The sequence below is a fragment of the Rothia koreensis genome, from assembly GCF_052232265.1.
Classification (GTDB): domain Bacteria; phylum Actinomycetota; class Actinomycetes; order Actinomycetales; family Micrococcaceae; genus Rothia; species Rothia koreensis.
The window spans coordinates 787888-803177 of the sequence record NZ_CP197643.1; the positions used below are offsets into that span (position 1 = coordinate 787888).

The window sequence follows — 15290 nt, forward strand, 5'->3', positions numbered from 1 at the left end:
ACCACTCCGAACCCCCAAGAGGAGCAGACATGCCCGAGGCCTATATTGTCGACGCCGTCCGTACCCCCGTCGGACGCCGAAAAGGCGGACTCTCGACCACCCACCCCGTGGATCTCGCGGCTGTTCCCCTGGGAGCCGCCATCGAAAGGACGGGGGTGGCTTCGGAGGAGTTCGACGAAGTGATCCTGGGCTGCATCGACCAGGTCGGGCCGCAGTCCTTCGACATTGCACGGACGGCATGGCTCGCCGCGGGCGGATCGGAGGCCGTCCCGGGCACGACGATCGATCGTCAGTGCGGATCAGGACAGCAAGCGGTCCACTATGCGGCGCAGGCCGTGATGTCGGGAACGAGCGACCTGGTTGTGGCCGGGGGCGTCCAGTCGATGAGTTCCGTGCCGCTCGGGTGGGCCAATACGGCTACCGGTGACCTCGGATTCCCGAACCCCTTCGCAGGCGCCGAGTCGTGGACCCGCCGCTACGGGGAGCAGGAAATATCCCAGTTCCGCGGTGTCGAACTGATGGCCGAGAGGTGGGGATTCACCAGGGACGACGTCGAAACCTATGCCGCCGAGTCGCACCGCCGGGCCATCGCTGCCTGGGCGGCCGGCGACTTCGACGACGAGATCGTGCCCGTCGGCGACGTCACGAAGGACGAAGGGCCGCGCGAACCCAATCGGGCGAAGATGGCGGAACTGGAGCCCGTCCGCCCCGGCGGGATCCACACCGCGGCGTCGGCCTCCCAGGTCTCGGACGGGGCGGCGGCCCTCGTGATCGCTTCGGCCGACGCGGTCGAGAAATTCGGTCTGACCCCGCGGGCGCGAATCCACCACCTCTCGGCCCGGGGCGATGATCCCGTGCAGATGCTGACGGCGCCCATCCGCGCCACGCGGCGTGCTCTCGAGAGGACCGGCATGTCCCTGGGGGACATGGACGCGATCGAGATCAATGAGGCCTTCGCGACGGTTGTTCTCGCGTGGGCGCACGAGCTCGAACCGGATATGTCCAAGGTCAACCGGCGGGGAGGCGCCATCGCCCTGGGCCACCCCATCGGGGCGACCGGCGCGCGACTCATGACCACGCTGCTCCACACCCTCGAACAGACCGGAGGCCGTTTCGGGCTCCAGACCATGTGCGAAGGCGGAGGCCAGGCGAACGTCACCATCATCGAGAGGATGGACTGACCGTATGGGCAGTTCGAACCACGTCAGGGAGCACTTGGCCCCGTTCAAGGTTCCGAAACGCGTTGAGTTCGTGAACGAGCTTCCCCGCAACCAGTCGGGCAAGATATTGAAGAGAGACCTTCGTTCCGCAGCCTCGAAAGGTCGATGACGCCCGAGGCGCGGACCAAGAGAACAAGACCCCCAAACCGAAGGAGGGACCGTGAACGCGGTCAACCCCGAAATTTCCTATGACGTGACCGACCCCGTGGACACGGACTACCTGGACGCCTTCTCCGACGCGACCGATGATGACCGCGCCGCCTGGAACGCCGCGCGTCAGTACGGGCGAGAGATCCTCCCGCTGATCAACGGGTATTGGGACCGCTCCGAATACCCGTTGGACCTGGTGCGTCGCATCGGTGAGTTGGACCTGATGACCGATGGTCTGGACGTCCCCGGGCACCGAAAAATGTCCCCGCTGGGCGCGGGCCTGGTGACCATGGAGCTGTCCCGGTGGGACGGCTCCATGGCGACGGCCGTCGCCGTGCAGGGCGGACTGGCCCTTCGATCGATCGCCCTGTTCGGCTCGGAGGAGCAGAAGAAGAAGTACCTGGATGCGCTCGCGGATGCGAGCCTCCTGGGATCCTTCGCCCTCACGGAACCGGATCACGGCTCGGATTCCGTGTCCTTGGAGACCAAGGCGGTCAAGGACGGCGGCGAGTACGTACTTACGGGTGAGAAGAAGTGGATCGGCAACGGCGCTTCGGGTGGGATCACGGTGGTCTGGGCCCGCGACGAGGAGAACAACGTGCGCGGGTTCATCGTCGATCAGGATTCCGACGGGTACGAGGCAGAAGTCATCGAGGGCAAAGGAACGCTCAGGGCCATCCACCAGGCCCGGATCAGCCTCAACGGCGTGCGCGTTCCCGAGTCCAACGTGCTCCCCGGAGTCAGGACCTTCAAGGACGTGTCGGTGGTCCTGGTCCAGACGCGCGTCGGCGTCGCCTGGTCGGCCCTGGGCCACGCGATCAGTGGGTACGAGGCCGCGCTCCGCTACAGCCAGCAGCGGATCCAGTTCGGCAAACCCCTCGCGAAGTTCCAGATGATCCAGGAGCGCCTGGTCGAGATGCTGTCCGAAATCACCGACATGCAACTCATGTCGGCCCGGATCGCCAAGCTCCAGGAGGCCGGGACCCTGCGCGACCAGCAGGCGAGCCTGTTCAAGGTCCACAACACGACCAAGGCCCGGAAGGTCCTCGCGACCGCGCGCGACATGCTCGGCGGCAACGGCGTGTTGCTGGAGAACCACGTCATCCGGCACATGTTCGACATCGAGGGCGTGCACACCTACGAAGGCACCGAGAACATCCAGCGGCTCATCGTGGGCCGCGACATCACGGGCCAGTCGGCGTTCGCCTGACCGCGGCGGGGCCGGACGCGTGGCGGCGGGTCGCGGGGCGGGTTAGGTCGTGGGGCGGGACCGGACGCCGGGCGGGACCGGTCGTGGGTCATGGGCCGGCGTCGGACGCGGCACAGGTCGCGGGGCGGGGCCGGCTGGAATCGCGACTTGGCGACAACCGGCCCCTCACCTGGGGCTTTATCGATTGCATGGTCGGGGCCGGTTATTCACGACGAGACGACGGCGCCGAGCGCAGCTGAGGTGGCAATCCCGTGCGTTTTTCACGCCGAGGCGGCAATTTTGTGCGGTTTTCACGGCAACATCCGCACAAACCTGCCACCTCGGCGCGACGAATGCACGCGATTGCCACCTCGGCGCGCATGATGCACGGAATTGCCGCCTCGAGGCCATGCCGACGACGTCGTGTCCGTGCGTGATCCAGCGAGGTGCCGTTTACCCGATTGAGAGGCGATTCCCGCCAAAAGGTGGCGGCTAAGCCCCCTCATAACATGGGCAATTGCCGCTGAATCGGGTAACCGCCACCCAATGCGGGCGGGCTGAGTCGAGTTTGGACCCTCCAACCGTCGGAAATCGCCACCGTATCGGGTAACCGCCACCCAACGCGGGCGGGTTGAGTTGAGATCGACCCCACCGACCCCGCCCCGCCCGACCCCGACCCCACCGACCCGCGTGCAGCCCCAGTCCCGCCCGACCCCCGCCCGCGCGCAGGCAGCTAGTTCGCGCGCGTGTGGTGGTGCCGGGCGACCATGAAGCTGTCGGGGTCAGAGCGGTTCCACTTCTCCATCCAGTCTTCGGGCGCGGTCCCGTCGAGGAGGGAATTCGTCGTGAGCCAGGTGTACATGCGGTTGTAGGAGGCCGAGCTGGTCGAATCGATGCGGTGCATGATGTGCTCCGGGCCGAGGTCGCGGAACGAGCTCAGGCCCATCGAGGCGAGAATGCGCATGGCCGAATTCATCGTTCCCTTATGGAAGTTCTTGACTCGTTCGCCCTTGTCGCCGACGTCGATCCCTCGCGCGAGCCTGGGATCCTGCGTGGCGACGCCGGACGGGCAACGGTTGGTGTTGCACTTCTGCGCCTGGATGCAGCCGGTGGCCATCATCATGCCGCGGGCACTGTTGGTGAAGTCGGCGCCGAGGGCCATTCTCCGGACGATGTCCGCCCCGCCGACGACCTTGCCCGACGCGCCCAACGCGACCTTGTCCCTGAGCCCGACGCCGACCAGGGCATTGTTGACACTGATCAACCCCTCCGTCAGGGGCATGCCGACCGCATCCTCGAATTCGACCGGTGCCGCACCCGTCCCGCCCTCGGACCCGTCGACCGTGATCCAGTCGGGGGTGATCCGGGTCTCGAGCATGGCCTTGCACAGGCCGAGGATCTCGATCCGCGACCCCGCGCACAGTTTGATGCCCACCGGTTTCCCCTGGGCAGCCTGCCGTACCCGGGCCACGAAGTGCAGAAGCTCCCGCGGCGTCGAGAATTCGGGGTGGGCCGCGGGGCTGACACAGGTTTCTCCCTCCGGAACACCGCGAGCCTTGGCGATCTCCGGGGTGACCTTCTCTCCGGGGAGGACGCCGCCCAGCCCCGGCTTGGCCCCCTGGCTGAGTTTGATGAGGATTCCCTTGATCTCCGGCTGAGCGGCCTTGTGGGCGAAGGTTTCGTCGTCGAACCGACCGTCCTCCGTACGGCACCCGAAGTACCCCGAACCGAATTCCCAGATGACATCGGCCCCGTACTTCAGGTGGTAATCGGTGAGACCGCCCTCGCCGGTTTCCTGGGAGAAGCCGCCGAGCGCGGCGCCCTTGTTCATGGCCATGACGGCGTTGGCGGAGAGCGCCCCGAAACTCATCGAGGAAATGTTGAACAAGGAGATGTCGTAGGGCTGCGTGCAGTCCGGTCCGCCGAGGCGCTGACGCGGTTCTTCTTTCATGGGCGCCACGGGGGACATGGTGTGGAGGATGAAGTCGTGTCCCGGGCGCAGGACTTTGCGCTCGGTCCCGAAAGCCTGTTCCCCGCCGAGGCCCTTGGCCCGTTCATAGATCATCGACCGCGTATCCCGGTCGAAGGGGCGACCGTCGTAGTTGTTCTCGATGAAATACTGCTGGATTTCCGGGCGGATGAACTCCATGAAATATCGAGCGTGACCGAGAACGGGGAAGTTCCGGAGAATCGTGTGCTTCTTCTGGACGACGTCGTGCGCCGCCACTCCCAGCAGTCCAGCGGCTCCCGAGAGACCGACGGAGGCGGCGATGCGTTTGGCCGAGAATCCCATATTCACTCCCTTGTGATGCCCGATGCGTTCCTTCCACCCTAGTCCGGTGCGCATGAAGGCATCGTGGGAAAATGCTGTCATGTTCTCGCACAGGATTCCCTGCGGGGCCGATGCCCTGGGCCGTCCCCTGTGGGCCGCGCACGATGCCTTGGCACCCTCCGTGGTAGACGAGAGCGGATTGTTCCGCCGCCTCGTACACTCCATGGGTCGTCGCGATGGCATCGACTACCGCTATGCGGCGTGGCTCGATTCCTCGTCCGCCCACGTCAGAGGTGGGGCCCCGGCTCGCTGGAGTGTCATGCTCGTTCCGAGCGAGGTGCTCAGGTACGAGACCGCGGGGCGTCCTGACCCTCGGGTGGATCGCCTCGCCCCCGACGGGATGCTCCGGGGCCGAACTCGGGGAACCATGGTCGACGTGCTGGAACAACGGCTCAGGGCGCGGAGGTGGGGGGCACCCGAGACTCCCTCGACGCCGCCGGATCGGCGGATCCCGAGCTTCGTGCGGTCCATGATCGGGGCCTGGTTCGGGTATTTCGGGTACGAGATCAGGGCCGACTTGGGATTCTCCTCCGTCTTGGCCGCCGAGACGCCGGATGCGGTGTGGATGGTTTCGACCCGTCTGGTGATCATCGATCATCGGGACCGGAACTGGTGGATCGTGGGCGACGAAACATGGGTGGACGCGGCGGTCGAGGCGCTGGGCGATTCTGTCTGCGACCCGTCCGATCCTGCTGCCGCCGGCTCCGCAAGCTCGAGTTCCACGCCCGCGAGTTCCATATCCGCGACAACCCTGCCGGCCGACGTCGTCCTCCGGTGCGCGCCGCCGGACCGGGATCGTTATATGCGCGCGATTGGGGAGGCCTTGGAGGAAATCCGGGACGGAAACTCCTACGAGGTGTGCCTGACCGCCGCGTCGGAACGGAACGTGCCGGTGGCCTTCGGGCTCGACGCGGCCGCGAACCTCTACGCGCGGCAACGCCGATCCAATCCGGCACCGCACGCGGCCTTCCTCTGGTGCGACGACGTCGCGGTCCTGTCCTCGAGTCCGGAGCGATTCGTGGCCGTCGATGCGGACGGCTGGTGCGAAGCCAAACCCATCAAGGGCACGACACCGAGGCGCGCCCTTCCCGAGGTTGACGCGAAAGCCGCCCGGGACATGGCCGCTGACCCGAAGACTCGGGCCGAAAACCTGATGATCGTGGACCTGTTGCGCAACGATTTCTCCCGCGTCTGCGAGCCGGGGTCGATCCGGGTGCCCGTGCTCATGGGCGTCGAAAGCTACGCGACCGTACATCAGTTGGTCTCGACCGTTCGTGGTCGCTTGCGCCCGGGACGATCAGCCATCGATCTGGTCCGGGCGTGCTTCCCCGGCGGGTCCATGACCGGGGCGCCGAAACCTCGCACCATGGAGATCATCGACCGCCTGGAGGCCCGGCCGCGGGGCATCTATTCGGGCGCCCTGGGGTATGTGTCGCCCTCGGGAGAATCGGACCTGTCCATTGTGATTCGCACGATCGTGATGCGGCCCGGGCCGGGTGCGACGTCGACGGTCGGCGTGAGTGCGGGCGGCGCCATCGTCGCCGACTCGGACCCGAGCGCGGAGTACGAGGAGATGCTGACGAAGCTCGACGCACCGGTCCGAGGGCCCGCGGGGGCCGGGAGCGATGTTGTCCACACCGTGCCCCGAACCCGTGGGGAAGCCCCGGTTCACCACGTAGAATGAGGCCCATGACTTCCGATCTTTCCACCGTCCTGTCCATCGAGGCCGCCCGCGAGAGACTCCGCGACCTCATCTCCGAACTGGCCGTGGTCCGCGGCAAGGTCACGCTGGCCTCGGGGCTCGAAGCGGATTACTACGTCGACCTCCGCAGAATCACCCTGCACCATGAGGCGTCCCGGTTGGTGGGGCAGGTCATGCTGGACCTGTTGGACCGCAACGGGATCGATTTCGATGCCGCCGGCGGGCTGACCATGGGCGCCGACCCCGTGGGCCACGCGATCATGCGAACTGCCGGGGACAACGACCGCGCGATCGATACCTTCGTGGTCCGCAAGGCCCAGAAGTCCTACGGGATGGGGCGCCAGGTCGAGGGCCCCGAGGTCTCGGGCCGGAACGTGGTGGTTCTGGAGGATACCTCGACGACCGGCGGATCCGCGCTCACCGCGGTGGAGGCGCTGCGCGAGGCCGGGGCCAACGTCGTCGCCGTCGCGATCATCGTGGACCGGGCCACCGGGGCCAAGGAACGCATCGAGGAGAGCGCCGGCGTCCCCTGCCTGTACGCGTACTCCAAGTCCGAACTCGGCCTGGACTAGCGGGTGGGGGCCGAACAGGACTCAGCTCGCCACTCGGGGGAGGGCCCCGGGGCCGAGGTCCCGACTCGGGACACCGACGGAGCGGCTGCCGCCCACGTGGTCGGGGTGGGCCCCTGGGATGGTCCGTGGCCCGAAGGGGACCACTGGGACCCCGAGCTGCTGAAGGGCGGCGACCGCAGGAACGTCACGGACGAATACCGCTACTGGACCATGGAAGCGATCATCGCGGACCTGGATTCCAAACGGCATTCCTTCCACGTGGCCATCGAGAATTGGCAGCACGATCTCAATATCGGGTCCGTGGTCCGTACGGCCAACGCATTTCTCGCCAAGGAAGTGCACATTATCGGTCGAAAACGGTGGAACCGACGCGGAGCCATGGTCACGGATCGGTATCAGCACGTCAGGCACCATGTCACCGTCGAATCATTCGTCGAATGGGCCCGTTCCGAGGGGCTGGCCGTGATCGGTATCGACAATTTTCCGGATTCGCACCAACTGGAAACCTACGATCTCCCGCGGGATTGTGTCCTGGTCTTCGGCCAGGAAGGCCCAGGACTCAGCGCCGAGATGAAGGATGCATCCGTCGCGACCCTGTCCATCGAACAATTCGGCTCCACTCGATCCATCAACGCCTCAGCGGCCGCAGCCATCGCCATGCATTCCTGGGTTCGGCGGCACGTGTTTGACCAGCGCGTGATCTGACGACCACAGGAATCCTTTCACCCTTCGATTCTTTCCTTCCAGCGCCGCGAATATCACGGTTATTGAATTGTTATTCGAATTCCCCGGAATTGATATCGGACGGTAACCCATCGGCACTTTTCTTTTCGTAGGCTCTCCGTACGGGCAGAGGTTTCCGCGATTCTTGCGGAAACCGTTGACTGGGCCCGAGGGCCGGAACTCTATCCGGCCCGACGGATAGCGAGGAGTGCGATGAGTCATGGACCTCCGAAACGTCAACTGCAGAACACGAGACCAGCTCTCACCCGTGGTCGCCGTGGCAGCGGCCGCCGCTCTGGGCCTCGGGACACTCGGCGGTGCCTCGGCACCGGCCCAAGCCGCCCTGCCACCGGACGACACTCCCTGCACGCAGGGCCCGACCGACGGCGACCCGTCATTGTCCGAGGACAGCCCGTGGAAGCGGGAGCACGGTACCTCGCCGATACCGTTCAGCGGCCGTCCCGCGGCGGGCGGACCATCCGGATCAGTGACGCCTTCGGGTGAGGCCCCTGCGGGCAGCGACCAGTTCAGCCTCAGAGCTCCCGGTGCTGACGGGTCCGGGCTCGTTCCTGCCGCCGACGGAGACTACGACGTCGTCATCGGCAACGGAGTCTGCGGGGAGCAGCTGACCGCGGCGTCGAACGGTGGGACGCTCGACCTGAGCCAGGCCCGGGACCTGATCGACAACGCGCACGGGCAACTGATGATCCAGGTCAAGGGGCCGCTGAACCCCGATCCTGCGACGCGCGGGCAGCACCGTTTCCTGGATGCACACGCTCAACCGGCCGACGAACCGCACCTGGCACACAGCGGAGTGGCCTACGACGCCAGCCACCTGATGGTTCCGGTGTCGTCGGCGGGCAACAGCGCCCGCAATGCCTCGACGGGTCTGCCGGTCTACGACGTCGGCACGGACCGCATCCCCATCCGGTCGGACGAGCCGATCCCGCAACCAGGGACGGCCACCATCGGGGTCACGGCAACCTATCGTGACGCTGCTACCGGCGAAGCCGTGGTGGTCCCCGGGGCGGCGTACCTGAGCGAGGATCCGGGCACCGGTCTCAGCATCCAGCAGGGGCGACTCAAGGATCTGCCCTCGGGTCGCTACCGCTTCTCGTTCACGGACGACGACGGCGGCTACCACCAGGTCCACGTGGTGCTCGGGGACGCCCAGCATCAACAGAAACCCGGAGAATCACCGCTCTACGACGACCCGCGGTGAGTCAGCCGGGCCAGAGCCGTCTTCTCGGGTTCCGCCCGGTGCACGACGACCGCCCCCGACGCCGTCCCCCTTGGCGTCGGGGGCGGTTCCCGACCGGTCCCCGGAAACCTGTACACATTCTTGCCTCGGAGGGCTGGGCCCCTTGTTAGACTGAACCCAGATCTGCGGAGGTCCCGGGCGGCCGGGTCGCTCCGATCATCAGGGGTCGGTTCGTCGCCGGCCCGACCTTCCGTCACAAAGGAGTCAGCATGCCCATCGCAACCCCGGACGCTTATGCAGAGATGCTCGATAAGGCCAAGAGCAAGGGCTTTGCCTACCCCGCGATCAACGTGACCTCCTCCCAGACCCTCAACGCCGCGATCCGCGGTTTCGCCGAAGCGGGCTCGGACGGCATCATCCAGGTCTCCACCGGTGGTGCCGCCTACTGGTCGGGGTCGAGCAAGAAAGACATGGTCGTCGGTTCGCTCGCATTCGCAGCCTTCGCCCGCCAGGTTGCCAAGCAGTACGACGTCAACATCGCCCTCCACACGGACCACTGCCCCAAGGACAAGCTGGACGGCTTCGTTCTTCCCCTGCTCAAGGAGTCCGAGGACGCCGTGGCCCGCGGTGAGGACCCGATTTTCAACTCCCACATGTGGGACGGTTCGGCCATCGAGCTCGAGGAGAACCTCCGCATCGGTGCGGACCTCATCGAACGCACCGGAAAGGCCCACATCGTCCTCGAGGTGGAGATCGGCGCGGTCGGCGGCGAGGAAGACGGCGTCGTCGGCGAAATCAACGACACGCTCTATACCAGCACCGAAGACGCTCTCAAGACCATTGATGCGCTCGGCGAGAACGGCGAAAAGGGTCGTTACATCACCGCGCTGACCTTCGGCAACGTTCACGGGGTCTACAAGCCCGGCAACGTGAAACTGCGTCCCGAGTTGCTCCAGCAGATCCAGCAGGAAGTCGGGGAGAAGCTGGGCAAGGACCGCCCGTTCGACCTGGTCTTCCACGGTGGCTCGGGATCGACCGAGCAGGAGATCGCCGACGCCGTCTCCTACGGCGTCATCAAGATGAACGTGGACACCGACACCCAGTACGCCTTCACCCGTCCCGTGGCCGGACACATGCTGTCCAACTACGAAGGCGTTCTGAAGATCGACGGTGAGGTCGGAAACAAGAAGCTCTACGATCCCCGCACCTGGGGCGCCAAGGCGGAGGACGGCATGGCCGACCGCGTCGTTCAGGCCTGCGAGCACCTCGGCTCGGCGGGAACCCAGATCAAGTAGGCGCTCGCGGCACACGTCGCGCACCGCTTTTTTCCGGCGTGCATCCATCGGCCCACGGGTCGGAGGGTGCACGCCGGAGTCGTTGCGCGGGGCGACGGCGTCGTGCGTTCCACAGTTCAAGACGGCGCGCAGGATCCGTTACACCCAACGACGCTGATGAATAGTGTGATGGAATGCACCACGTCGACCCCAGCGAGAGCACGAATGACCAGCTGATCACTTCGGCGGAACCTTCGGTGTCCGCGCGCATGGACCGACTTCCGGTCCTGCGCTCCCACCGATTGATCACGGTCATCGTCGGTCTTGGGGTGTTCTTCGACCAGTTCGAAAACTTCCTCGCGGCCACTATTTCCAAAGTTCTGCAGAATGAATTCGACCTGACCGGGACCACGCTGTCCCTGGTCCTGGCCTCGGCCTTCCTCGGCCAATTCCTGGGTGCGATCCTGATGGGTCGCTTGGCCGACCGGGTGGGACGTCGCGCGGCCTTCGTGGTCAATCTGCTCCTCTATTCGGTGTTCTCCCTGATCGCGGCCTTCGCCCCCGACGCCGCGTGGCTCATCGTCTGTCGATTCATCGCGGGCGTGGGCATCGGCGGCGAGTACGCTCTGGCCGACTCCTACCTCTCCGACCTGCTCCCCAAGGCGGTGCGCGGTCGGTACATCGCGTGGGCCTACACGGTCAGCTTCCTCGGAATCCCGTTCGTCGGACTGCTCGCGCACTGGTTGGTTCCGTTGGCGCCGCTGGGTGTCGCCGGGTGGCGCTGGTTGTTCGTGATCGGTTCGGTCGGCGGCTTCCTCGTATGGTTCATCCGTCGGCACGTGCCCGAGTCCCCGCGGTGGCTGGAGACCCAGGGGCGGATCGAGGAAGCACGGAGCGTCGTCGAGACCTTCGAGAGGGAGGCCGAGCAGGCTGGCAAGTCCCTGCCCGAGCCGGACCCGGCCATCAGGCCGGCCCAGGAGGCCAAGGTCCCGTTCGGCGAAATCTTCCGGACGCCTTTCCGCAAGCGCACCCTGATGTTGTCCGTCATGAACATTCTTCAGGTCTTCGGGTACTACGGATTCGGGACGGTCGCGGTTCTGGTGCTCAGCGCCAAGGGTTTCGACGTGGTCGAGTCCATCGGGTACACCGCCCTCACCTACTTCGGGTACCCGATCGGTTCCCTCCTGGTGGTTCCGTTCATCGAGAAATTCGAACGGAAGTACCTGGTGATGTTCACCGCAGGGCTGATGGGGGTCTTCGGCCTGGCCTTCGGGCTCGGCGAGAACCCGGTGTGGGTGGTCGTCGCCGGCATGCTGTTCACGATGGCGAGCAATATGTTCTCGAACTCCTACCACGTGTTCATGGCCGAGAACTTCCCGACCCGGGTCCGCGGAACGGCCTCCGGGTTCGCCTATTCGCTGTCCAAGCTGACCAGCGCCTTCCTACCGTTCATCCTCTTGCCCCTGCTGTCGGGCGCCGGCCCGGTCCTGGTGTTCTCCGTGGTGGCCCTGGCCATGGCGCTGCTGATTCTGGACGTGGGCGTGTTCGGCGACCGCACGACCGGCCGGAGCGCGGACCGACAGGCCTGAACGGGTTCAGTGGGTTCTGGTGTGTCGGCATGTTGGCGGGCCGTCGGACCGAGGTGAGGTTGCGGAGCGGGTCTGGGGCCGAGCCGGCTTGTTCCCATGGGGTGGCGGTTGCCCGATTCGGTGGGGGCCGCGGGGCGCGGGGGTGCCTCTCGGCGTGCTGTGCCCAGGCTCTCAGGTGGCGGTTACCGGATTCGGCGGCGATTTCCGGCCGTGGGGGAGCTTATCGGCACGTGGTGGCCTGCCTCTTGGGCGGTGGTTACCGCATCAGGTGGGGGGTTTCCGTCCGTGAGGGCGCTTATCGGCACGTGGTGGCCTGCCTCTTGGGTGGTGGTTACCGCATCAGGTGGGGGGTTTCCGTCCGTGAGGATGCCCATCGGCACGTGGTGGCCCACCTCTTAGGTGGCGGTTACCTGATCCGGTGGTGAAAAACCTTGTTAGGAGGCGGCTAAAACCCCACCTGGTAGGGGAGATCGCCACCCATTCCGGTAACCGCCACTTTGGAGGCCCCTTCGCCGCCACATCGTAGGGCGGTAACCGCCACCCGTTCGTCCAACAGCCACTCGATAGGGCCTTTCCGACGCACGACGCCGTCGACGTCGTCGGCACTGCGGCCCTGAGCCCGCGAGGTGGCGATTCTGAGCGAAACTCAGCGCGAGGTGGCAGTTTTGAGCAATTCTGAGGCCGAAAATTGCTCAAAACTGCCACTTCGCGGGTCAAGGCGCACGAGATTGCCACCTCGCGGGGCGCGGCGCTCAAAACTGCCACCTCGCCCTGACCCGGCCCGGCTCTCGGCCTGGCCCGGCCCCTCGCCCTGGCCCGGCCTTCGGCCCGAACCGGCCCCTCGCCCTGACCCGGCCCGGCCCACGCCCCGGCCCACGCCCCGCCCCCCCAACGCAGCCTGTCCGACGCCGGTACAGTGGGCATCAGACCACCTTCTGACGAAAGGATCCATCATGCCCCTTGCCGGAAAGAACCTTCTCGACGGTCCTGAGCCCACGTACTTGGACGAGGAGCCCGAGCTGCTGGCCCGCATCGAGGCCGGTGACGAAGGCGAGGATCTCGCTCGTGCCTTCCCGAAGTCCTCCCGGGCCTGGGCATTGCTGGCCCAGGATGCGTTGGACTCCGGGTATGTGGTCGAGGGATATGCCTACGCTCGCGTCGGATACCACCGCGGGCTGGACGCTCTGCGTGGCCACGGCTGGAAGGGGCACGGGCCGATCCCGTTCTCCCACGAGCCGAACCGTGGATTCCTCCGGTCGCTGTACCTGTTGGGGAGGGCGGCGTCGGCCATCGGCGAGACCGACGAAGCCCAGCGCATCTCATCGTTCCTGAACGACTCGGATCCCGAGGCCGCCGGTCAGCTCTCGTCCTGAAACGCCCCGGAACGGCGGGCGAGAACGGGTGAATGTTCCTCGCGGACGGGCCATAATTGGCGGTGGGCGGTGACAACGACGTCGCCGGCCGGATCGACCGAAAGGAACGACTGAATATGCGTATTGGCGTGCCTACCGAGATCAAGCCCAGTGAACGCCGTGTCGGGATGACCCCCGACGGCGTGCACGCCGTCGTCGAAGCCGGACACGAGGTCTTCGTGCAGGACGGCGCGGGCGTCGGCTCGGGCTTCGACAACGCGGAATACGTGGCCGCGGGTGCTCGACTGGGGACCCAGGCCGAGGTATGGGACACGGCCGAGCTCCTGGTCAAGGTCAAGGAGCCCATCGAACCGGAATACGGTTTCCTCCGAGAGGACCTGACGCTCTTCACCTACCTTCATCTCGCTGCGGACCGGGACCTGACCCAGGCGCTGCTCGAGAACCGAACGCGGTCCATCGCCTACGAAACCGTCCGGGACGGTCGGGCGCTGCCGTTGCTCACGCCGATGTCGGAAATCGCCGGCCGTCTCGCGGCGCAGGCCGCGGCACAGTACAGCCTTCACACCGAGGGCGGACCAGGCATTCTGTTGGGCGGAACCCCGGGGGTTGCCCCGGCCCGAGTCGTGGTTCTGGGTGGCGGGACGGTCGGGACACAGGCGGCGCTTCTTGCCGTGGGGCTGAGGGCCGAGGTGACGATCCTGGACGCGTACCTGCCGCGCGTGCGGGAACTGACCGACTACTTCGGCAACTCCGCCAGGGTCCTGGCCAGCAATCCGCGCAACATCGAACGGGAGCTCGAAGGGGCCGACGTCGTGATCGGATCCGTCCTGGTCCCGGGGGCCGCCGCGCCCAAACTGGTGCGCCGGGAGCACCTCGACCTTCTCGCGCCTGGCTCGCTGCTCATCGACGTCGCCATCGACCAGGGTGGCTGCTTCGAGACCTCTCACCCGACCACGTACGAGGACCCGGTCTTCGAGGTGGACGGGATTCGACACTACTGCGTCGCCAACATGCCGGGAGCGGTTCCCCGGACGGGTACGGCGTCGCTGACGAACGCGACCCTGCCGTTCGTCCTCCGGCTCGGACAGGGCATCGACGAGGCCCTCCGGGAGGATCGGATCCTCGCGGCCGGCCTGAATACCGAGCGAGGGGAGATCACCTTCCGAGGCGTGGCCGACGCCTTCCCGGACCTGCCGGCGCGCGTCTAGGCCCTGCCGGACCCGAGGCCAGGGGGCATTCTGCGCCCTGGCCGGGGCTCGGGGACATCGTGATGCTGGGCCAAGCCGGATACTACGACGTCAAACACGGCTCCCGCGGGGAACTCGGTACCGTGCAGCGCGCCGTGCGGGGTCCCGCGAGCTGCGGCAAACGTCTACGGTAGACGTATCCGCTCGTCACCCAAGAGAGAGGGTTCGCCATGAACAGCCATACACCTCAGCCTCCTCCCGCACCGGGCCCGGAGGGGCACTCACAGTCCTCCCCGGGCTCCGGCCGGGACTTCGACGCCTACGGCAACCGCATCCCGTCCGATGCCCGCACGATGGCCGTGCTGGCGCACCTCTCGACGCTGGTGATCCTTCTGTTCACCGCGGGCTGGTTGAGCATCCTGGGTCCGTTGATTTTCTGGCTGATATACAAGGACAAGCCCGGGTACGCGTTCGTCCGGTACTCCTCGGCGCAGGCCTTCAACTTCAATCTCCTGGTGTGGATTGTCAACATCGCGGCCTGGATCCTGGTGATCGTGACTTTCGGCGTCGGCATCGTCATCGCGCTGCCCGTGTGGGCGGTCGTCAATATCATCGCGATCGTCTGCCACATCATCGGGGCCGTCAAGGCGAACAGGGGAGAGGTCTACCCCTACCCGATGAAGATCTCGGTCCTGAGCTGAACCGCAGGTTCCCGGATCCGTGGGGCCGGGTGGTTCCCGGGGTGGGGCGGCCCTTCGAAAACATACGCAGGCTCTTT

Annotated in this window: 12 protein-coding genes and 1 pseudogene; 12 read left to right on the forward strand and 1 reads right to left on the reverse strand. The window is 66.2% G+C overall.

Features of this window, described 5'->3' with window-relative positions; all coding sequences use genetic code 11:
* The first annotated feature begins 29 nt into the window (after window positions 1–29).
* From ACTSLZ_RS03395 to ACTSLZ_RS03405, 3 genes and pseudogenes are all read left to right on the forward strand, one after another.
* Window positions 30–1181 (forward strand): acetyl-CoA C-acetyltransferase, encoded by a 1152-nt coding sequence (locus ACTSLZ_RS03395; protein ID WP_443095723.1) that lies wholly within the window; start codon window positions 30–32, stop codon window positions 1179–1181.
* Window positions 1182–1200: 19 nt separating this feature from the next.
* A pseudogene (locus ACTSLZ_RS03400) lies at window positions 1201–1329 on the forward strand (AMP-binding enzyme); the annotation flags it as partial.
* Between the two features lie 51 nt (window positions 1330–1380).
* Window positions 1381–2580 (forward strand): acyl-CoA dehydrogenase family protein, encoded by a 1200-nt coding sequence (locus ACTSLZ_RS03405; RefSeq protein ID WP_443095724.1) that lies wholly within the window; start codon window positions 1381–1383, stop codon window positions 2578–2580.
* A 712-nt stretch (window positions 2581–3292) separates the two neighbouring features.
* On the opposite strand, the gene ACTSLZ_RS03410 is transcribed toward ACTSLZ_RS03405, so the two are convergent.
* Window positions 3293–4852, reverse strand: a complete 1560-nt coding sequence (locus ACTSLZ_RS03410; RefSeq protein ID WP_129316577.1) for a glutamate synthase-related protein — start codon at window positions 4850–4852, stop codon at window positions 3293–3295.
* Between the two features lie 298 nt (window positions 4853–5150).
* On the opposite strand from ACTSLZ_RS03410, the gene ACTSLZ_RS03415 reads away from it, so the two are divergent.
* The 9 genes from ACTSLZ_RS03415 (at window position 5151) to ACTSLZ_RS03455 (ending at window position 15213) form a co-directional block, all read left to right on the forward strand.
* Window positions 5151–6575, forward strand: a complete 1425-nt coding sequence (locus ACTSLZ_RS03415; RefSeq protein WP_443095725.1) for an anthranilate synthase component I family protein — start codon at window positions 5151–5153, stop codon at window positions 6573–6575.
* Window positions 6576–6580: 5 nt separating this feature from the next.
* Window positions 6581–7165, forward strand: a complete 585-nt coding sequence (gene pyrE / locus ACTSLZ_RS03420) for an orotate phosphoribosyltransferase (RefSeq protein ID WP_129316573.1) — start codon at window positions 6581–6583, stop codon at window positions 7163–7165.
* A gap of 96 nt (window positions 7166–7261) precedes the next feature.
* Window positions 7262–7870: a TrmH family RNA methyltransferase gene (locus ACTSLZ_RS03425; protein ID WP_238692473.1), complete on the forward strand. Its 609-nt coding sequence runs from the start codon at window positions 7262–7264 to the stop codon at window positions 7868–7870.
* A 238-nt stretch (window positions 7871–8108) separates the two neighbouring features.
* The gene (locus ACTSLZ_RS03430) at window positions 8109–9110 is read left to right on the forward strand and encodes a hypothetical protein (RefSeq protein WP_443095726.1); all 1002 of its coding nucleotides are present in this window, start codon (window positions 8109–8111) and stop codon (window positions 9108–9110) included.
* 248 nt (window positions 9111–9358) lie between these two features.
* Window positions 9359–10384 carry a class II fructose-bisphosphate aldolase gene (gene fbaA, locus ACTSLZ_RS03435; protein WP_443095727.1) on the forward strand — a complete coding sequence of 342 codons (1026 nt, stop codon included), beginning with the start codon at window positions 9359–9361 and terminating at the stop codon, window positions 10382–10384.
* 173 nt (window positions 10385–10557) lie between these two features.
* Window positions 10558–11952, forward strand: coding sequence for an MFS transporter (locus ACTSLZ_RS03440; RefSeq protein WP_129316565.1), 1395 nt, complete (start codon window positions 10558–10560; stop codon window positions 11950–11952).
* Between the two features lie 953 nt (window positions 11953–12905).
* Complete coding sequence (locus tag ACTSLZ_RS03445; RefSeq protein ID WP_443095728.1) at window positions 12906–13325, forward strand: DUF3151 domain-containing protein; 420 nt, start codon at window positions 12906–12908, stop codon at window positions 13323–13325.
* Window positions 13326–13441: 116 nt separating this feature from the next.
* Complete coding sequence (gene ald / locus ACTSLZ_RS03450; RefSeq protein WP_436594773.1) at window positions 13442–14533, forward strand: alanine dehydrogenase; 1092 nt, start codon at window positions 13442–13444, stop codon at window positions 14531–14533.
* Between the two features lie 209 nt (window positions 14534–14742).
* A complete protein-coding gene (locus tag ACTSLZ_RS03455; protein WP_129316286.1) occupies window positions 14743–15213 on the forward strand; it encodes a DUF4870 domain-containing protein in 471 nt (156 codons plus the stop codon).
* Window positions 15214–15290: the final 77 nt, after the last annotated feature.